This is a genomic window from Micromonospora sp. NPDC005161 (assembly GCF_053599855.1).
The window spans coordinates 1-19223 of record NZ_JBSFYQ010000071.1 but is presented as its reverse complement, the minus strand read 5'-3'; the positions used below and the strand labels follow the sequence as shown (position 1 = coordinate 19223).

15 protein-coding genes and 4 pseudogenes are annotated in these 19223 nt (G+C 70.1%); 7 read left to right on the top strand and 12 right to left on the bottom strand.

The genetic code is table 11. The annotated features are described in order from the left end of the window. Positions 1 to 141: 141 nt before the first annotated feature. Positions 142 to 730: pseudogene (locus ACWD5O_RS34935) on the top strand (IS5 family transposase); the annotation flags it as partial. Here ACWD5O_RS34935 and ACWD5O_RS34930 read toward each other — a convergent pair. Further along, positions 714 to 1190 carry an HIT family protein gene (locus ACWD5O_RS34930; RefSeq protein WP_450087923.1) on the bottom strand — a complete coding sequence of 159 codons (477 nt, stop codon included), beginning with the start codon at positions 1188 to 1190 and terminating at the stop codon, positions 714 to 716. The pseudogene ACWD5O_RS34935 and the gene ACWD5O_RS34930 overlap by 17 nt on opposite strands. A gap of 308 nt (positions 1191 to 1498) precedes the next feature. On the opposite strand from ACWD5O_RS34930, the gene ACWD5O_RS34925 reads away from it, so the two are divergent. Beyond that, positions 1499 to 2761: an ROK family transcriptional regulator gene (locus ACWD5O_RS34925; RefSeq protein WP_450087922.1), complete on the top strand. Its 1263-nt coding sequence runs from the start codon at positions 1499 to 1501 to the stop codon at positions 2759 to 2761. A gap of 241 nt (positions 2762 to 3002) precedes the next feature. Here ACWD5O_RS34925 and ACWD5O_RS34920 read toward each other — a convergent pair whose 3' ends face one another. From ACWD5O_RS34920 to ACWD5O_RS34890, 7 genes are all read right to left on the bottom strand, one after another. Then, positions 3003 to 4415, bottom strand: coding sequence for a GH1 family beta-glucosidase (locus ACWD5O_RS34920; RefSeq protein ID WP_354968641.1), 1413 nt, complete (start codon positions 4413 to 4415; stop codon positions 3003 to 3005). 43 nt (positions 4416 to 4458) lie between these two features. Further along, positions 4459 to 5463, bottom strand: coding sequence for an ABC transporter ATP-binding protein (locus ACWD5O_RS34915; RefSeq protein WP_450087921.1), 1005 nt, complete (start codon positions 5461 to 5463; stop codon positions 4459 to 4461). Then, positions 5460 to 6509 carry an ABC transporter permease gene (locus tag ACWD5O_RS34910; protein ID WP_387329196.1) on the bottom strand — a complete coding sequence of 350 codons (1050 nt, stop codon included), beginning with the start codon at positions 6507 to 6509 and terminating at the stop codon, positions 5460 to 5462. Before ACWD5O_RS34910 ends, ACWD5O_RS34915 begins: the two co-directional genes overlap by 4 nt. Positions 6510 to 6512: 3 nt before the next feature. Continuing rightward, positions 6513 to 7490, bottom strand: coding sequence for an ABC transporter permease (locus ACWD5O_RS34905; protein WP_450087920.1), 978 nt, complete (start codon positions 7488 to 7490; stop codon positions 6513 to 6515). Continuing rightward, entirely contained in the window at positions 7487 to 8653 is a 1167-nt protein-coding gene (locus tag ACWD5O_RS34900; RefSeq protein WP_450087919.1) for an ABC transporter ATP-binding protein, read from the bottom strand. The genes ACWD5O_RS34905 and ACWD5O_RS34900 overlap by 4 nt, the downstream gene beginning before the upstream one ends. A gap of 89 nt (positions 8654 to 8742) precedes the next feature. After that, complete coding sequence (locus tag ACWD5O_RS34895) at positions 8743 to 10419, bottom strand: ABC transporter substrate-binding protein (RefSeq protein WP_450087918.1); 1677 nt, start codon at positions 10417 to 10419, stop codon at positions 8743 to 8745. Positions 10420 to 10542: 123 nt separating this feature from the next. Continuing rightward, complete coding sequence (locus ACWD5O_RS34890; RefSeq protein WP_387329186.1) at positions 10543 to 11544, bottom strand: LacI family DNA-binding transcriptional regulator; 1002 nt, start codon at positions 11542 to 11544, stop codon at positions 10543 to 10545. A gap of 276 nt (positions 11545 to 11820) precedes the next feature. Here ACWD5O_RS34890 and ACWD5O_RS34885 point away from each other — a divergent pair. Further along, positions 11821 to 12297 (top strand): annotated as a pseudogene (locus ACWD5O_RS34885) (IS6 family transposase); the annotation flags it as partial. Positions 12298 to 12361: 64 nt separating this feature from the next. On the opposite strand, the gene ACWD5O_RS34880 reads toward ACWD5O_RS34885, so the two are convergent. Further along, positions 12362 to 13192, bottom strand: coding sequence for an FkbM family methyltransferase (locus tag ACWD5O_RS34880; protein WP_450087917.1), 831 nt, complete (start codon positions 13190 to 13192; stop codon positions 12362 to 12364). Positions 13193 to 13935: 743 nt separating this feature from the next. Beyond that, positions 13936 to 14316, bottom strand: coding sequence for a TetR family transcriptional regulator C-terminal domain-containing protein (locus ACWD5O_RS34875; RefSeq protein WP_354968649.1), 381 nt, complete (start codon positions 14314 to 14316; stop codon positions 13936 to 13938). Between the two features lie 124 nt (positions 14317 to 14440). Here ACWD5O_RS34875 and ACWD5O_RS34870 point away from each other — a divergent pair, with 124 nt between their 5' ends. The 4 genes and pseudogenes from ACWD5O_RS34870 to ACWD5O_RS34855 all read left to right on the top strand — a co-directional run bounded on the left by ACWD5O_RS34870 (position 14441) and on the right by ACWD5O_RS34855 (position 16299). Further along, complete coding sequence (locus ACWD5O_RS34870; RefSeq protein WP_450087916.1) at positions 14441 to 14896, top strand: hypothetical protein; 456 nt, start codon at positions 14441 to 14443, stop codon at positions 14894 to 14896. Positions 14897 to 15081: 185 nt separating this feature from the next. Further along, entirely contained in the window at positions 15082 to 15366 is a 285-nt protein-coding gene (locus ACWD5O_RS34865) for a LysM peptidoglycan-binding domain-containing protein (RefSeq protein WP_450087915.1), read from the top strand. Positions 15367 to 15678: 312 nt separating this feature from the next. Next, positions 15679 to 15923, top strand: a pseudogene (locus ACWD5O_RS34860) (hypothetical protein). Between the two features lie 79 nt (positions 15924 to 16002). Beyond that, positions 16003 to 16299 carry a GYD domain-containing protein gene (locus tag ACWD5O_RS34855; protein ID WP_450087914.1) on the top strand — a complete coding sequence of 99 codons (297 nt, stop codon included), beginning with the start codon at positions 16003 to 16005 and terminating at the stop codon, positions 16297 to 16299. A gap of 66 nt (positions 16300 to 16365) precedes the next feature. On the opposite strand, the pseudogene ACWD5O_RS34850 reads toward ACWD5O_RS34855, so the two are convergent. Both ACWD5O_RS34850 and ACWD5O_RS34845 read right to left on the bottom strand, forming a co-directional pair. Further along, positions 16366 to 17193, bottom strand: a pseudogene (locus tag ACWD5O_RS34850) (NF041680 family putative transposase); the annotation flags it as partial. 1408 nt (positions 17194 to 18601) lie between these two features. Next, the coding region (locus ACWD5O_RS34845) for a cation diffusion facilitator family transporter (RefSeq protein WP_450087913.1) at positions 18602 to 19223 on the bottom strand (622 nt) is incomplete at its 5' end.

Here is a 19223-nt window from a genome sequence, read left to right as displayed (position 1 = left end):
TCAGCCACACATCCCGGCGGCCCAAGCGCCCCCAGATGCCGTTCCACCAGCGTCCCGCCACGTCCTCCACCAGCGCATCGTACAAGTGTTCGATCGCCGGTGGGTGCGGGGTGGCGAGGTCGCCAACCTGGAGAGCCTCACGTCAGCGTCGACTCCACGATCACCCGTGCTCACCGGCAAGCCGCCGGCGCCCGGACCCGGCTGCAGGAGCAGCAGGAGCCGCCCGGCGGCGTCGAGGACGAACCCGCCGACCACGCCCGGGCTCGTTCCCGCGGCGGGCTGACCACCAAGCTGCACCTGGGCGGCGAGCAAGGCCAGAAACCTCTCGCGGTGGTGGTGACCGGTGGGCAGCGCGGTGACAGCCCCCAGTTCGCCCGGGTCCTGGCTCGCATCCGGGTGCCGCGGGCCGGGGGTGGGCGTCCGCGGACCCGCCCGGACCGGGTCCTGGCCGACAAGGCGTACAGCTCGGCCGCCAACCGCGAGCACCTGCGAAAGCGCGAGATCAAGGCGACGATCCCGATCAAGGACGACCAGGCCGCCAACAGGCGCAAGAAGGGGTCGAAGGGCGGTCGGTCACCGTCCTTCGACCCTGAGATCTACAAGCAGCGCACGCCGTCCAGTGCGACATCAATCGGCTCAAGCGCCACGGCGGCCTGGCCACCCGGTACGACAAACTCACAGTCCGCTACCAGCGACCATCCACGTCGCCGCGGTCAATGAGTGGCTGTAGCACTGCGAGCCATACCAACCGATTGGAGATGTGCCCGTAACGCCAGCGTGAGTTCGCTCTTGTGCTCGTCGCCCACGCGCAGTTCGCGTGAGGGATCCAGGTACCCGAACACCCCACCGCCACGCCGATCGTCAGGAAGATCGGCCATCCGCGGGACGACATGGAAGTGGGCGTGGCTGACGCCTTCCTTCTCAGCGAACTGCACCACGTAGGTCTTCATGCACCCAGTCACCGTCCCCAACGCACGAGACAGGCGCACCTGCCAGGCGCCGAGGTCCGCAGCTTCGGCATCGGTCAAGTCGGCGATGGACGTGACATGCCTGCGTGGGATGAGGACCAGCCATCCTGGCAGTGCAGTGTCGATCGCATGCGCCACCCGCCAGTACTCATTTGCAGCGATCCGCTCCCACTCCGGCAGCACGTCAAACCGGTCATTGTTGTCACACACCCAACAGCTCATGATCGGCACAGTAGACAACAGCGGGTCGATGCAAGAGCTCGACAACTTCTGAAACGCGACCTAGCCTAGGCCGGCGCGGAGCAGGCCACCGAGGCGGTCTGCGTGGCGGCGAGCCCGGTGTAGCGAGCCGCGCGACGCCGCCGAGCGCGGCGATCAACCCACGTCTAAGTCGCATGACATACCTCCTGATCAATGCGCCGGAGGCAAGCAGTTAACTTTGTTAAATGTGAATGCGCAGTAATCTGTCAGCACTTGGTTCACGGCGTGAAGCAGGCCGCCGGGGCGGCCGGGAGAGGATGGCGGCGGACGTGGACGCCAGACGCACCACCGTGCGCGACATACGTCGTGCTAACCGGTCGGTCCTGCTCACCCGGATCTGGCTGGACGGCCCGCTGAGCCGCCACGAGCTGGGGCAGTCCACCGCGCTGAGCCTGGCCAGCGTGAGCAACCTGGTCGGCGAGATGATCGCCGAGGGCCTGGTCGAGGAGGCCGGCTTGGTCGAGTCCGACGGCGGCCGCCCCCGGGTGCTGCTGCGGGTCGCCCCCGGCTACGGCTACCTGGTCGGAGCCGACGTCGGCGAGACCCGGGTGCAGGTCGAACTCTTCGACCTGGCGATGACCGCCCTCGCCAAGGCGGAGTACCCGATCGCCGCCGCCGAGCCCGACCCCCGGCAGGTCACCGACCACCTGCTGCACGGTCTCACCGCGGTGATCGAGCAGGCCGGCATCGACCCGGCGGCGGTGCTCGGCTTCGGCGTCGCCGTCTCCGGCACCGTCGAGCGCGCCGCCGACGCCGTGGTGCACGCGCAGACCCTCGGCTGGGACGGCGTGCCACTCGGCGCCATGCTGCGCGCCGGCACCGACATCCCGGTGCACATCGACAACGGCGCGAAGACCCTCGGCCAGGCCGAGATGTGGTTCGGCGCAGGCCGCGACGTCCGACACGCGGTCGTTGCCCTGGTCGGCTCCGGCGTCGGGGCCTGCGTGATGGCCGACGGCGTGGGCTACCGCGGCGCGCACAGCAGCGCCGGCGAGTGGGGGCACACCACCATCGTGTACGGGGGCCGCCGCTGCCGCTGCGGCAACCTCGGCTGCCTCGAGGCGTACGTCGGGGCGGAAGGGGTGCTCGACCGGTTCCGCCAGGCCAACCGCGGTCGCCCGGCGACCGGCGGCGACGAGGAGACCGCCTTCGGCGAACTGCTGCGCGCCACCAGCCGCACCGCCGCCAAGGTGCTCGACGAGACGGTCGGCTACCTCGGCGCCGGGGTGGCGAACCTGGTGAACCTGTTCAACCCCGAGCGGGTGGTGCTGGGCGGCTGGGCCGGCCTGGCCCTGGGCGAGCGCTACCTGCCGCAGATCCGCGAGGTCACCGCGCGGCACGCGCTGCGCCAGCCGTACGCCCAGACCTCGATCGAGCTGTGCCGGCTCGGACCGGACGCGGTCGCGATGGGCGCGGCCACCCTGCCGATGGCCCGGCTGCTGCGCGACGGCGGCGTGCCGCGCGAGCCGGCCGCCCGGGTGACCTTGGCGCCGGCGCGGCCGGCGCGGCGGCCCCGGTCGCGGACCCGCTGAGCCACCAGGCCCGCGGCGGGAGTGCCGCCGACCCGGCCCCGGTTCAGGACGGGAGGGCTTCTGCTGGGCCCACCTCGGCCTTGTCCGGCGGCAGCGGGCTCGCCCGTGGCGGTCACCACAAACGAGGCGAAATATCGACCGACCGCATCCTTGATGATTGTCACCCTGGACGGGCTGGCAGGCGGATGCCGGCCAGTGCGGCCGCCCGGGAGATCCCGAGCGGCCGCCCCGAGCGGCCGGGTCAGCGCTCCCCGCGCACCCGCCGGACGGTGTCGCGGTACCACTGCGCGCTGCGCTTCGGCGTACGCCGCTGGGTGTCGTAGTCCACCCGGACGATGCCGAACCGCTTGTCGTAGCCGTACGCCCACTCGAAGTTGTCCAGCAGCGACCAGGCGAAGTAGCCGCGCACGTCCGCGCCGGCCTGCCGGGCCCGGGCCACCGCCCGCAGGTGCTCGGTCAGGTACGCCACCCGGTCGTCATCGGCCACGAACCCGTCGGCATCCGGCTTGTCGTCGAAGGCCGCCCCGTTCTCGGTGATCACCAGCGGCACGCCCGGGTAGTCCCGGTGCAGCCGGACCAGCAGCTCGGTGAAGGACTCCGGCACGATCTCCCAGTCCATCGCGGTGCGCGGCAGGTCCCGGCGGATCACCCGGCGCACCGGCTTGCCGTGCTCGTCCCGGTCCCGGCCCTGCTCGTCCACCCCGGAGTGGACCTGCCCGAAGTAGAAGTTCACGCCGAGCACGTCGATCGGGGCAGAGATGACCTCCAGGTCGCCCTCCTGCACCGGGACGCGGACCCCCTCGGCGGCCAGGTCGGCCACCACGTCCTGCGGGTAGGAGCCGCGGAACACCGGATCGAGGTAGAGCCGGTTGCCCAGCCCGTCGGCGGCCCGGGCGGCGTCCCGGTCGGCCGCGCTGTCGGTGGCCGGGTCGGCGGTGGACAGGTTGACGGTCAGGCCAAGCTCGATCGGGGTGGCCGCCGCCGCACGCAGCCGCTGCACCGCCAGCCCGTGCCCGAGCAGCAGATGGTGCGCCGCGGCGATCCCATCGCCCAGGTTCCGCCGGCCCGGGGCGTGGTTGCCGTACGCGTACCCGAGCATCGCCGAGCACCACGGCTCGTTCAGCGTGGTCCAGGTCTTCACCCGGTCGCCCAGGGCGCCAAAGACCAGCTCCGCGTAGTCGGCGAACCGGTAGGCGGTGTCCCGGTTCGGCCAGCCGCCCGCGTCCTCCAGCTCCTGCGGCAGGTCCCAGTGGTAGAGCGTCACCCACGGGTCGACCCCGCGGCCCAGCAGCTCGTCCACCAGGCGGTCGTAGAAGGCCAGTCCGGCCGGGTTGGCCGGCCCGCGCCCACCCGCCTGCACCCGCGGCCAGGCCACCGAGAAGCGGTAGGTGTCCAGGCCCAGGTCGGCGATGAGCGCGACGTCCTGCGGCATCCGGTGGTAGTGGTCGCAGGCCACGTCGCCGTGGTCGCCGTTGGCCACCGCCCCCGGGACCCGGCAGAAGGTGTCCCAGATCGACGGCGTCCGGCCGTCCTCGGCCACCGCGCCCTCGATCTGATACGACGAGGTCGCCACCCCCCACCGAAAGGTCGGCGGGAGGGTGTCGATCGGGTCGGCCTGCCCGGTGGTGGTCGGGCGGGTGAGGTCGGTGTCCATGGTTCTCCTCGCGGTTGCGGGTAGTTCGGTCGGACGAGGGAGGTCAGTGGGGGACCGGCGTGGCGCCGGGGTGCAGCCAGCAGGCGACGGCCCGGTCTCGGTCGCTGCCGGGTGCTCCCAGTGCCGGCACCTTCTTGTTGCACGGGTCGAACGCTTTCGGACAGCGCGGGTGAAACGCGCAGCCCTCCGGCATGGCCCGTAGGTCCGGCGGGGAGCCGGGGATGCCGGTCAGCTCGCGGCGCGGGCCGCGCAGCGCCGGGAAGGAGTGCAGCAACCCCTCGGTGTACGGGTGCAGGGCCTGCCTGTACAGCTGCGCGGCGGGCGCCTCCTCGACGATCCGGCCGCCGTACATGATGGCGATCCGGTCGGAGAACTCGACCAGCAGCGACAGGTCGTGGGTGATGAACAGCACCGCGAAGTCCAGCCGATCCCGCAGCTCGGCGAGCTGGCCGAGGATCTGCCGCTGCATCACCACGTCCAGCGCGGTGGTCGGCTCGTCCATGATGACCACCTGTGGCTCCAGCGCCAGCGCCATGGCGATCATGACCCGCTGCCGCATCCCGCCGGAGAGCTGATGCGGGTAGCTGTCCAGCCGGTCGGCGGCGATGCCGACCAGGCGGAGCAGGTCCCGGGCCCGGGCCAGCCGACTCGCCGCCGTGCTCCGCGGCTCGTGCGCCTTGATCACGTCGAGCAACTGGGTGGAGACCTTGTGCACCGGGTTCAGCGAGTTCATCGCGCCCTGGAACACGATGGAGGTCTCCGCCCAGCGGAACTGCCGCAGCTGGGCCGGGCTGAGGGTCAGCACGTCGACCGGCGGGCCGTCGACCGGGTGGTAGACGACCTGGCCGCCGCTGACCACGCCGGGCGGCGGCAGCAGCCGGGTCAGCCCGTACGCCAGGGTGGACTTGCCGCTGCCGCTCTCCCCGGCCAGCCCCAGCACCTCGCCCCGGTGCAGGGTCAGGTCGACGTCGCGGACGGCGTGCACCGCCGCGTCGCCGAGCCCGTAGTCGACGCGCAGTCCACGGATCTCCAGCACCGGATCGCTCATCGCACAACGTCCTCTCGGGTGGTGGCAGCCCGTGGCGTCGGGACGGACGGGGTCGGGGCCAGCACGGGGGTGAAGCCGACCCGCATCCGCACGCTGCGGCCGTCGGCGGTGCGGATCCGGGTCCTGCCGGCGCTGCGCAGCCGGGGGCTGACGAACTCGTCGATGCCGAAGTTGATCAGGGCGAGGGCGGTGCCGAGCAGCGCGATGGCCAGCCCGGCCGGGACGAACCACCACCAGGCGCCCTGCGCGAGGGCCTGCTGGCCCTGGGCCCAGAACAGGATGGTGCCCCAGTTCCAGGACGAGATCGACGAGATGCCGATGAAGGCAAGGGTGATCTCCGACATGACGGCGAAGATGACGGTGCCGACGAAGCCGGACGCGATGATCGCGGTGAGGTTGGGCAGGATCTCGAACAGGATGATGCGCCACGTCCGCTCGCCGGTGGCCCGGGCCGCCTCGACGTAGTCGCGGCGCCGCAGGGACAATGTCTGGGCGCGCAGCACCCGGGCGCCCCACGCCCACGAGGTGCAGCCGATGATGAGCGCGACCAGCGTGTCGCTGGCCTGCTCGACGATCGACGTCACGATGATGATCAGCGGCAGCGCGGGGATGACCAGGAACACGTTGGACAGGGCCGACAGGCCCTCGTCGGCCGCGCCGCCGATGTAGCCGGCGGTCACGCCGATGAGGATGGACAGGATCGTCGCCAGCACGCCGGCGACCAGTCCCACCACCATGACGCTGCGCGCGCCGACCAGGATCTGGCTGAAGATGTCCTGACCGAGGTGGGTGGTGCCGAACCAGTGCCGCAGCGACGGCGCCTGGAGCACGTCGCCGCTGCGCGCGTCCGGGTTGTACGGCGCCACCCATGGCCCGATCACCGCGAAGAGGCAGTAGATGCCCAGGATGACCAGCCCCGTGGCGGCCTTGGCATTGGCGATGAACCGGAACCGGCGCCGCTTCGCCCGGCCCGGCGCGGCCGACGGCTGCGCCATCGCCCCCTGACCGGGGATGACCTGCTCGATGCTCGACGGTGAGATTGTCATCGCTCAGCTCTTTCGGGTCCGCGGGTCGAGAAGCAGGTACGCGACATCGGCGAGCAGGTTCGCCACCAGCACGGAGATCGTGATGATCAGGAAGATGCCCTGCATCAGCGGGTAGTCCTTGGCGCCAACGGCCTGGAAGAGCTGGTAGCCGAGCCCGGGGTAGGAGAAGACGATCTCCACCAGCAGCGTGCCACCGACGATGAACCCGAGCGACAGGGCGAAGCCCGAGACGTTGGGCAGCAGCGCGTTGCGGGCCGCGTAGCTGAGGGCGACCCGGCGCTCGGACAACCCCTTCGCGTGGGCGACCGTGATGTAGTCCTCCGAGGAGACGGTGACCATCATGTTGCGCATGCTCAGGATCCATCCGCTCATCGAGGAGACCAGGATGGTGGCGGCGGGCAGGATGCTGTGCTGGATCGCGCTCGGGACGAAGTACTGGTCGAACGCCGGCACCAGGCCCGCCTCGTAGCCGCCAGAGGACGGGAAGAAGCTTCCCGGGCCGGCGAACAGGGCGATGGCCACGAGGCCCAGCCAGAAGTACGGGATCGAGGACAGGAACGTGGTGGCCGGCAGCAGGCCGTCGACCCAGGAGCCGCGCCGCCAGCCGGCGCCGACGCCGAGCGCGGTGCCGAGGAGGAAGCTGATGATCGTGGTGATGCCGACCAGGCCGACCGTCCACGGCAGGCTGTCGCCGATCACCGCCGACACCGGCGCTGGGAAGAAGGTGAACGACAGCCCTAGGTCGCCGTGGAGGAGCTGTCCCCAGTAGTGCAGGTACTGCTCCCAGACGTTCTCGTTCGCGTCCAGCCCGAACAGCACGCGCAGCGACTCGATGGCGTCGGCGCTGATCCGGCCCTGGTTGCGCGAGATGAGGGACTGCACCGGGTCGCCCGGGACCAGCCGCGGAATGAAGAAGTTGAGCGTGATGGCCGCCCATGCGGTGAACAGGTAGAAGGCCGTGCGCTGCAGGAGGAATCTCATCGTGTTTCCCCCGGGGCGGCGGTGTCGTCCCGCTCGATCGCCGCCGGGGGCGGTGGCACGGCCGGGTCGGCGTCGGGCGCGGCGGAGCCGGGAGTGTCCGCGGCGACGGTGGCCGGGTCGTAAAGCCAGCAGGCCGCCCAGTGGTCGAGCCGGTCGCCGATGGTCAGCCGTGGCGGCAGGTCCGCCGTGCAGCGCCGCATGGCGTGCGGGCATCGGGGGTGGAACCGGCAGCCGGCGGGCGGGGTGATCAGGCTCGGCGGTTCGCCCTGACCGCGGTCCTCCCCGGCGGCCGCGTCGACGCCGGCGCCGTCGCCGGTGATGCGCTCGGGGTCCGGCGCCGAATCGGTGAGCAGCCGGGTGTACGGGTGGGCCGGGTTCTGGGTGACGGTCTCGCTGTCGCCTCCCTCGACCATCCGGCCGGCGTACATCACGATCGTCTCGTCGGCGAAGTAGCGGGCCGAGGCGATGTCGTGCGTGATGTAGAGGATGGCGATGTTGAGCCGCTCCTTGAGGTCTTGGAGCAGGTTGAGCACGCCGAGGCGGATCGAGACGTCCAGCATGGAGACCGGCTCGTCGGCGAGGAGCACCTCCGGGTCGGCGCCGAGCGCCCGGGCGATGGCGACGCGCTGCCGCTGGCCGCCGGAGAGCTCGTGCGGGAAGGCGTCCAGGTAGCGCTCGGGTGGGGTGAGGCTGACCCGGGTGAGCAGCTTGCTGAGGGCCGCGTCCAGCTCCTCGGCGCCGCGCCCGGCGTTGCCGTGGATCCGCAGCGACCGGGTGAGGTGGTAACGGACGGTGTGCACCGGGTTCAACGACGCGAACGGGTCCTGCAGGATCAGCTGGACCCGCCGCACGTACGACCGGAATGGACGACCGCCGCGCACCCTGGTCGACGTGCCATGCAGGCGGAGGTCGCCGGCGGTGCGGGGGTAGATCTGGGCCAGCAGCCGGGCCACCGTGGACTTGCCGGAGCCGGACTCCCCGACCAGCGCGGTCACCCGGCCGCGACGCAGCGCGAACGATACGTCGTCGACGGCGTGCACGACTGCCGGCGTCCGGGTTAAGAGGCCACGCAGCCGCCTGCGGACGGGGAAGTGCTTGGTCAGGCCGACGGCCTCGAGCACCACCTCGTTGGCCGGCGCCGCCACGCTCTCGCTCAACGTCATGCCGTGTTCCTGTCTGGGATTGCGGGGTCACGAACATCGGGTGCCGCCTCCCCGGTCGGCTGGGGCCGACCGGGGAGGCGGTGCGGGGGTCAGCTACCGGCGGGCTCCAGGTGCAGGACCACGTCCAGCGCGTTGGGCTGGGTGGGCTGCATGGCGCCGTACGGGTTCGAGTCGTCCGGCCAGCCGGTCCAGTTCTTCGTGCTGTACGCGCCGCCGATGTTGTCCGCGCCGACCGGGATCATCGGCATCTGGTCGACGAAGACCTTCTGCAGAGTGTTCATCGCGGCGGTGCGGGCCGCCTCGTCGGTGGCGTTCGCGTACGCCTTCAGCGCCTCGGTCGCCTCGGAGTTGTTGAATCGGCCGAAGTTGCCCGCGGGGGAGGCGGTGCCGATCGGCTTGAGCTGCTGGCCGTCCATGACCGTCCGGTAGATGTCGTACGGCGTGGCGCCGCTCTCGGTCCACCGGAAGGTCGCCTCGAAGTTGCCCTGCTCGACGTTGCGGAACCAGGCGTCCTGGTTGGCCTTGTCGACCGTGGCGGCGATGCCGATTTTCGACAGGTTGTCCTTTACGATCTCGAGGCTCGTCTGGTAGTCGGACCACCCGGCCGGGTCGGTCAGCTTGACCGTGACGGCCTTGCCGGTCTTGTCCTTGAGGGTGTTGCCGTCGAGCTTGTAGCCGGCGCCGGTCAGCAGCGCCTTGGCACCGTCGACGTCGACCTTGTGGTCCTGGCCCTTGAACTCCGGTGCGATGAACGAGTCACCGGCCGGGCTGGGCAGGCCGGTCACGCTCTTCACCAGCGGGTGGAAGTAGCCGGCCTCCGCCGTGGTGAAGATGTCCTCGCGGTCGATGACCATGCTCATGGCGCGGCGCAGCGTGGGGTCGTCGAACGGCTTCTTCGTGGTGTTGAGGTAAAGGCCGTGGATGCCCAGGACCGGCGGGGCCCACACCTTGTGGTGGGCCTGGTCCTTGGCGACGAAGACCGTCTGGTAGTTGGGAATGAAGACGAAGCTCCACTCCGACTCGCCGTTGGCCAGGGCGGTGGTCTGGGCGCTGTTGTCCGTGTAGGAGGTGTAGCGCAGTTCCTTGACCTTCGGCAGGTCCTGCCAGTAGCCGCTGTCGCGCACCGCCAGGGTCATGCTGGCCGGGGTGAACGACTTCAGGGTGTACGGGCCGCTGCCGACCGGCTGCTTGACGGTGTCGGTCGTCGGGTCGCCGATCTTCTCCCAGATGTGCTTGGGCACGATCGGCACCCGCCACAGCACCTTCTGCTGGTTCACGAACTGGGGAGTGGCCATCTTGATGGTGACCTCGTTGCCGCTGGCGGTCGCGTCCGTGTAGGGCACGCCCTGGTCGTTGAGCGCCGGGTACTTCTTGACCAGGTTGTAGGTGAAGGCGACGTCCTCGGCGGTGACCTTCTGCCCGTCCGACCAGGTGGCGTTGTCTCGGATAGTGACCTTGACCGAGGTGTAGTCCGACGACCACTCGGCCTTGGTCGCCAGCCACGGCTTGAACGGGTCGGCCGGCTTCACCGGGTTCCACATCATCAGCGGCTCGAAGATCTGCCAGCGGTAGCCCAGCGAGGCCGCGGCGGACGTGGTGAGGAACGGGTTGTTGTTCTCGGCCTGCGGGCCGTTCGGCATGCCGACGTTCAGCACCGTCGCCGCCTGGTCGTTCTTCTTGTTCGCGTTCGGGCTGTCGCCGCACGCGGCGACGCCGGTGGCCATCGCGCCGGCCAGCGCGACGGCGAGGAACTGCCTTCTTCTCATGGAGGTCTCCCTCGGTGCTCCCGCAATCCTCGAGCGGGATGTGGTGGATGGAGGGTGTGCGGTGTTGCCACCGGTGGGCGCGGTGCTCCCGCCGGTGCGGGTGGTGGATAAGCGGTGGCGAGGTCAGGTAGCGCCGGTCGAGGCGCGAACGGTGAAGTTGGTGGGAATGACGGTCGGGGTGTCCGGCAGCGGCGTGCCGGCGAGGTGGGCGATGAGCGTGCGGGCGGCGGCCGCCCCCATCTCCCGCAACGGCTGACGGACCGAGCTCAGCGGTGGGTGGGTGTGCCCGGCCAGGGGCAGGTCGTCGAAGCCGACCACCGCCACGTCGTCCGGGACCCGCCGGCCGGCGTCGCGCAGCGCCTGGAGCGCCCCGGCGGCGGAGAGGTCGTTGTGCGCGAAGACGGCGTCGAACGGCACGCCGTCGGCGAGCAGGCGTTCCACCGCGACCCGCCCGCACTCGAAGGTGAAGTCGCCCTCCACGACGAGGGCGGGGTCGATGGGCAGGCCGGCGTCGGCGTAGCCGTCCGCGAAGCCGGCCAGCCGCTCCCGGGTGCAGCCGAAGCGGCTCAGGCCGGTGACGACCAGCGGCCGCTTCCGCCCGTGCGCCAGCAGGTGCGCCGCCGCGGCTCGCGCGCCGGACTCGTTGGTGGTGCGCACCGACGGGAAGCCGGGCTGGTGGCCGCGGTCGTCGATGAGGATGACCGGCAGGCCGCGCTCGTGCAGCTCGGTGATGTAGTCGAGGGTGCCCTCCGGCTCGACCACGAGTAGGCCGTCGAAGGACTTCGCGGAGACCTGGGAGGCGAACCGCCGCATCGACTCGTCGCCGTGGGTGCAGGTGAACAGCAGCATGCCGTACCCCTCGGCCTCGACCACGTCGGCCGCGCCCTGGAGCACCTCGCCCATCCAGGGCCAGGTCAGGGCGGGCACCAGCATGCCGACCACCCGGGTACGCCCGCGGGCCAGGCCGACCGCGCGGGCGCTCGGCACGTACCCGAGGGCGTTGATGACCGCGCGGACCCGGTCGGCGGTGCGGACGCGCACCTCGCCCTTGCCGTTGAGCACCCGGGAGACCGTCGTCTTGCTCACTCCCGCGCGGGCGGCCACGTCGGCGATGGTGATCGGCACGTCACGCTCCCGGGTCGAAGGGGTGAGGGGATTGTGTCGGAACCGGTTGCGGAACCGGTTCCGTCGCAGTCAACCGAAGTGGCGGCGGTCACGTCAATAACGGACGGGTAACGAAACATGGCTAAGTTCGACACCTGAAAAAAGTGCCCATGGACAGCGCGGCCGATCCAGGGTGTGGCCAGCGTCGATGCGAGGAAGCCGGGTCGTCAGCGGGGAGTGCCGGCGCCTACGGCTCCGGTGCGCTGAGCGGTGGGAAGATCGAGGCTGGCTTGAACAGTGACGTCATCGGCCCGAACTGTCGCGGTCCGCTGGTATCTGCGGTTCAACCTGTCCTATCGCGACGTTGGGGAGTTGCTGGTCGAGCGCGGCGTGGAGTTGATCATGTCACCGTCTACCGGTGGGTGCAGCGGTTCACGCCGCTGCCGGGCGACGCGGCCCGCTTTTGCCGGCACTCGCCAGGCGGCAGGTGGCTCGTTGATGAGACGTACGTCAAGGTCAACGGAGTTTGGCGGTATGTGTACCGCGGTCGACCAGTACGGGCAGGTCATCGACGTGCTCGTCTCGGCCCGCCGGGACGCCGGCGCGGCTCGGCTGTTCTTCCGCCGGGCGCTGTCGACATTGAAGGTGACGCCCGCGGAGGTCGTCACCGACGCCGCTGCGGTCTACCCCGGCGTGCTGGGTGAGCTGATCCCGTCGGCGTGGCACCACGTCGAGCAGTACGCGAACAATCCGATAGAGGCTGATCACAGCCAGAAATCCTTCACGAGTACGAACATGCCGCTGACCTGGGCGGACGAGGTTTCCGGCAAGGGCAGGGTCAGGCGGGCCGGGCGCGGGCGTAGACGTCGCCCGAGTTGGCCTCGTGGGGCAGCGCCCGCAGGTACGCCGCGACCTCTCCCGCCGGCCGCCAGCCATCGAGGGCGAACGCCATCTCGTCACCGAGCGCCACGGTGAACCTGGTGAAGCCCAGCCGGGTGAGCCGGTCCAGGCAGTGCGCGGCCAGGTCCCGTTCGATGGTGGTGAACTCGAAGGACAGCGCCGGCAGGGGGCGGCTCAACCCGGCCAGCACGGCGTCCTCGAATCCCTCCACGTCGATCTTTACGAAGCCCGGCACGCCGTGCGCCGCGACCAGGGTGTCGAGTGTGGTTCCGGCCACCTCGATCTCGACGTCCCAGATCTCGTCCTCCCAGCCGCCGGCCCCCTCGGCGGCCTGCAGGAAATCCGCCGACGCCGTGGAGATCGTCGGGTTCGCCGAGTTGACGTGCAGCCGCACCGGCCCGGTACACGCCCCGCACGCCGCCTCCACCACGGTCACCCGGTCGTCGTCCGCGTAGAGGGCGCGCAGGGCCCGGGTGCAGAGCGGTTGCGGCTCGACGGCCACCACGCGGGCGCCGAGGCGCCGGAAGCTGCCGAGCCGGTCGCCCACGTGCGCGCCGACGTCGAAGACCAAGTCCCCTGGGCGGACCAGGGGCGCGTAGAACGCGTCCATCGCCGCCTCGCGGGCCGGGTCGCCGTAGTACGCCTGCAGGGAGCGGCGCAACCCGGACAGGGTCGGGTCCGCCTTGAGTGCCTCCACCGCGCTGAGGTCATCGACCACTGGTCTGACCGTAGTCGCGTCCGGAGCAACGCGAGGGCGATTCGCGTCCATTTGCGGGTACCCCTGGATACCCAGCCTCCTAGGACGGCGTAGACGGGCAAGCCGTAGCCATCGCTTGGCGACGGCTTGGGTCGCCGTTGACGGCACGCGCGAGTGCGCGACGTCCAGCGGTCATCCAGCCAGATCACCGCGCCGGGCGGGACGGTACCGGCGTCAAGTAGGACCTGCAGCGCATCGTGCTCGATTTCGGGTACGACCACGGGTCGCCGGTCGTACAGGCCGCGGGCGGCCTCAGCGGCCGACCCGGACTTACCTGCGGCCGAGGGGCCGTGTACCAGCACGATCGAATGCGCAGCCAGCACCGCGCGCAGCTGAGGGTCCAATTGGTGCCGCGCAGCGTAGGGAAGCTGTTCCTCGGAGCCGTCCGCGCCGTGGCGCGGACGCCGGACGCCGAGCACTTCCAGCGTGGTCTCGCCTAGCAGCGGCAGTCGACCGCCTTGGGCACCCCGCGCGAGCCGGTCAACGGTCGCCTGCCGGGTGCGGGTCTCGGCCTGGAGCGCGTCAACCTCCGTTCGGCGAACGTCGGCGGCTGCTCGGGCCCAGCGCCACACCACGGCGCACCCGGCGGCGACCATCATTCCCACCGCCACAAGAGCCCCGATCACCTGGGCTGAACAAGTAGCCGAGTTGAGGACGCGACCGACATCAGGATTCGGGCATCAATCGAGACCTGAAGGAGCGAATAACGCCAGGAAGGTCACCGTCGATGTCAAGGCTTAGGGCCGCAACGGCAATCAAGACTGGAGCGCGACGGCTCGCAGGGCGATGTCGATGGAGGCTTGGAGGTCTTCGCAGCTCGCGCCGGCGGCGGCGTGGACGGCGTGGCCCTCGCTGAGCGCCATCACGAATCGTGCCAGCGCCCTGGCATCCATGCCTTCCGGGAGGTCTCCTTCCTTCGCCGCGCGGGACAGTCGTTCTTCGAGGGCGGACTCGGTGGCGGCCCGGCCGGCGGCCAGGATCTCGGAGATGCGGGTGTTCTCCGGCGAGCAGGCATAGAAGCCCAGGCCAGCCAAGTGGCAGGGTTTGGAACCCCACAGGTAGCCCCTGTCGGCGGCGGATCGCCGGTCCGGCGGGCCCGCGTCGCGATCGTTGTTGGACCCCGCCGCGGCAAACAAGCTACACCCGTCGCGGAGCGGTGAACTCGCTCGACCCGAGTGCCCCGCGACCCGGAGGGCACGGTCTCGCCGGGCGCCATTCGGGGTAGCGCGGCTCTCACGGGACCCGCTACCCTCCGCCCTCATGGCTACCTCCAACAAGATCAGCGAGTGGCGGACCAAGATTTTTGTCTGGATCGGCCTGCCCGTCATCGCCATCGCGGGGCTGATGTTCGGCGCTTTCGATCTGGTTCCGACATGGCAGGCAAAGGCCGGCCAGGGTACGCCGGGCACCTTCACCGCGGTCCGCGAGGACTGTGGGCGGCGCAACTGCACCTGGTACGGCGACTTCGCCGCTACCGAGGGTGGTGGCCAGCGGACCGACGTCATCCTCTACGACGAGCCCGACGGGCTGGCGGCAGGCGACACCGTTCCGGTGCGCGACACCGGTGCACGCAACGGCGTCTTCGCCACGGCGGGTGGATCCACCTGGCTGCTGCTGACGGGGTTCGTCGTCGCGGGCGTGATCGCGGCCGTGGCCTGGGTCATCATCCTGGTGCGAACGGTCAGCCGCCGACGCGCGCCCGCCCCAGCCGTCTGATATCTGCTCAGCTCATCCCGGCTGGAAGGCCGCTCCCGTCGATTGGGAGCGGCCTTCTCGTTCCAGCTCGCTCAGATCAACCACGTGTCACATCCGGCCTGGTATCCCATGTACGGCTCGAACACGGAAAGGCAGGCCAGGGCGGCTCCATCCCCGCCCACGCCGCCGCGCCCGCCAACGCCAACATGAGCAACTCGCCTGACGCGGTGCACCACACCGGGCGGCAGGACGGTCACACCCTGGCCAGCCACGCGGCGCCGAGCAGCACCGAACTCGCGCGTGTCACGGCCGGCCGGGAAGACACCTACACCGTGCAGCGTGGGGACACCCTGTCCGAGATCGCCGAGCGGTGCCTGGGCGACGCCCACCGCTGGCCGGACATCTTCGCCCTCAACCGCGTGGACAGCGGACAGCAGTACCGGCGCGAACCCGACCCGGGGGAGCAGGTTGGGAGCAACAGGGTGCGCTGAACGGCCCTGAACTGCGCCGAACGGCGTCGAGCGGCGGCACCCACCCCTGCCTGCGGCTCCTCGTTTCCGCAGGTCAGAGTCGGTGCAGCCGTCCTGTTTCACACCGTAGAGTTCACTGGCTCGATCCCAGTTTCGCCCACCATGAATATATGCAGGTAGCGAGCCCGTCATCGGAACCACCGGTAACGGGCTTTCGCGCTGTTGCCCTTCAATTGGGAGCAGATTGGGAGCACGCAGCTTCGTGGCGGCGCCGGCCTACGCCCAGCCGGCCTCACGGTGAACCGCTTTGCCGTTGAGAGATGTTCAGCCGCAATCGCTGCTACCGCCCGGCACTTTGGCCAACCGGCAGTGGCCGCGACGCGCCGCGTGACAACGCGGTTGCCGCGGTGCGCGAGGTGACGACCGACGCGTGGCTGCTGGGCACTCAGGTGGGCGTGGCCATGGCCGACCCGCAGGGCATCAGCGGCGGGACCGTGGAGTTGCTGGAGGCGCCCAGCGCCGACATGCAGGTGGCCGAAGAGCACGCGGCGCAGGTGCGGGCCCGCCGCGGGCGGTAGGCCGGCGGGTGACCAGATTACGGCCATTATGCCCTGAATTAACCTTACGATGAGGTCTCTTCATGGAGGTGCACGGACCATGCCGACGTATATCGCGTTGCTGAGCTGGACCGATCAGGGCATCCGAGGCTACAAGGACACCGCGAAGCGCGCCGAAGCCTTCGCCGCAGCGACACAGACGCTCGGGGCGAATCTCCTGAACATTTACTGGACCGTCGGTCCGTACGACCTCGTGGCCGTCGTCGAGGCGCCCGACGACGAAACCGCCACCGCGGCGCTCCTGCAGCTCGGCGGGGCGGGTAACGTCCGTACCACGACCCTGCGGGCCTTCGGTCGAGAGGAGATGGATCGCATCATCGCCAAAACCGTTGGCTAAGGCCTTTCACACACTGCCAGTCCGGCGCCCGGCGAGCCGGCCCAGCCATCGCTTCTAACTTGATCTTTAACCCGTGCGGCGTGGACGGGGATTGACGGACTTCGTCTTCTTGCGGCTGCTGTCTTGGCGTTCGTGGTGGTCGCGGTCTGGACGTCGTAGCGCGGGGTGGGCTGGTTGTTGCGGCGGCCGGGTGGTCGCCCCGGGCCTGGCCAGCAGGGTTTCGGTGCGCCGGCCCGACAGGTGACCTTCACACGGAGGTGCCGAAACCCTCGGCGGACGCGGGCGGGTGACAGACGCCGCGGTGGTGCGGGCTTCTCCCAGGGGCGGCGCAGGTCGGCGGCGAGGGCGCGGGCCAGACGGAGCTGGGTGTAGGCGGCGAGGATCAGCCAGGTCCATAGGTCGGCGGCTTGTGGGGTGCGGATCTTGGGGCAGGTCCAGCCGAGGGTCTGCTTGAACAGGCGGAACGTGTGTTCGATGTCGAAGCGACGCAGGAACGTCTGCCAGAGCAGGTTCACGTCGTCCGGGGTGGCGTCGACGCCGGACCACCACAGCCAGACCGGCTTCGGGGTCGCGCCGCTGGGTAGTGGTCGACTTCCAAACGGATCACGGTTCCCTCGATGACCGGCAGCACTCAGCGGTCTAGGCGGATCGGGTGGGTCAACCGTGGGTGCAACCGGTTCCAGGCTCGGGCCCACGCCGCGCCGTAGAGCCGGGTGTCGGCGGCGGTGGCAACGTCCGGCTCACCCCAGGTGGTGAGATCGCCGAAGACGAACTCGTCGCCGTGCTTGCCCGGTCTGCCGATCGTCCCGGGCTGCCAGGCTGCCAGGCTGGCACTGCTCGGCGTAGTACCCGGTCTGAGCGCATCCGAGCGAGGACCTGCACGGGCAGGTCACGTCCTCCAGCAACTGCCCACACCGACACGAGCTACCCCGACCAGGTCCGCGGCCCGGCCGAGCCCGTCTTCAGCCCGGCCGAAGCCGACCGCCACCTACAGCACCACGCCACGGCCGGTGCCCACCAGCTCCCGGCCGAAGCCTCCACCCGCGCCCACGACCGACCCGCGATTCGGCACCTGCAAAGAGGCCAACACCGCCGGCTACGGCCCGTACTACCGCGGCCTCGACCCGAGTACGCCTGGTACATCGACCGGAACAAGGACGGCGTGGTGTGCGACTGATACGCCCCCAGCCCCGGCGGAACGGAGCAACCGATCAACACTTGTGCCCACCGCTACGCCCTGCCGCTCCTGGCTGTACCCGGGCCAAGGTCGCACACGGTGAGTGCGGCGAAGACGGCGAAGGGGGCGACGCCGGACGAGTGTAGATGTAACGCCCCACATTCCCGCGACGCCTGTAAATGATGGAAAGGTCGGGTGCGCGGCCTGACGAACGGGCGGGACCGCACCACCCCCGCGATCTCGCCCGGTACCTGGTCCGAACAGCGCACCATGAAGCCCGTCGGGAGATATCCCTATGGCGAATTCGACACCTCGTACCCCGCCGCCGCGCTGGCCGGGCAGCCGCAACGGCGTTGCCGCACCTGCCGTCTGGAACCTGCCAACCCAGCCACTTCCCCAACAGCCGCAACGCTCAGGCGAGTGGTGGCCCTATGCGGTGTTCGGCGCAGTGACCCTACTGCTCGGGTGCTTGGCGATGGTGGTGGTCCTGCTGGCCAGGTAGCCCGCGGGGCGCAGTTTCTTGCTGGGCCGGAGGCTGAGGCGCTCGGCCGCTTCGGAGTGTGGGACGGGAGCCGCTACCACCTGCGGTTCTCGGACGGCCCGCAGCCGGTATAGCACCCCGTGGGACCACGGGCGCCGGCGGCATCCCGTCCACGGTCGGCCCAGCTGCGAGGACGGGCGAGGCGGTGGTCGCGGTATACCCCCGGTCATCTCCCGCCGTTCTGACCTGGGCGGCTCCGCGTCAAGAACCAGGGAATTCAGCCGCGGGGATGGACTGGCTGATACGGAAGGCCGCTCTGCTGGTGGGCAAACCACCTCACTGTCCGCCGGCCCGCCGCGGTGCCGCCCAAAGGGCGCAACTGGGGCGCACAGGCGACCTGATGGTGGTGCGGCCGGCCGCCAGATCCGTGAATCCGCGGCCGGTAACGTCCAAGAGCGAGGAACCTAGTCGCGGGGCCCTCCGTGCTGGAGGAGATCACGCGGACAACCGCGGAGGCCACCACGAAGCTGATCTCCGTCGACCCCACACTGCGGCATAACTGCCACGCAGCGCGGCGGCTGCTCGACGACGCCGGCGCAGCGCGCAGAACGTCGACTGCCCAGGCGCCATCAACTGCCCGCGGGTTAGGAGCCGGCGCCCGTCGGGCTGAGGAAGACGAACCGGATCGCCGGGTTACGCGCGGTGAGCCGTCGTCTGGCGTCGTCGGCCAGGTCCTCGATGTCGGCCGCCCTGACTTGGTCGGCAAAGTCGATCTTCGCGACAACGAGAATGTCGTCGGGACCGAGCTGCAGGGTCAGCAGCTCCACGATGCCTTGCACGTTTGGCAGGGCGGCGAGTTCCCGGCGAATCTCGTCCTGAATTGGCTCTCTTGCTGGCCGGCCGACGAGCAGGGCGAGGTTGTTGCGGGCCAGAATGGTGGCCACCACGAGGAGCAGTACACCGATGGCGACCGATGCGATGCCATCCCAAACCGGGTTACTGGTCAGCTCGGCGAGCCCCAGGCCTGCACCGGCCAACCCCAGGCCGATCAGGGCGGCGATGTCCTCCAGGAACACCGCCTTGATGGCGGTGTTGGGCGTGCGCCGCAGGACCCTGGCTGGACTGATGCCCCAGCGCTTGGCCCGGCGCCGTACCTGCCGCACCGTGCGCATCAGGGACACCGACTCCAGGACGAAGGAGGCGATCAGCACCGCGTACGAGACGATGTAGTCTCCAGTCTCCTTGGCCGTTGCGATGACGTGCACG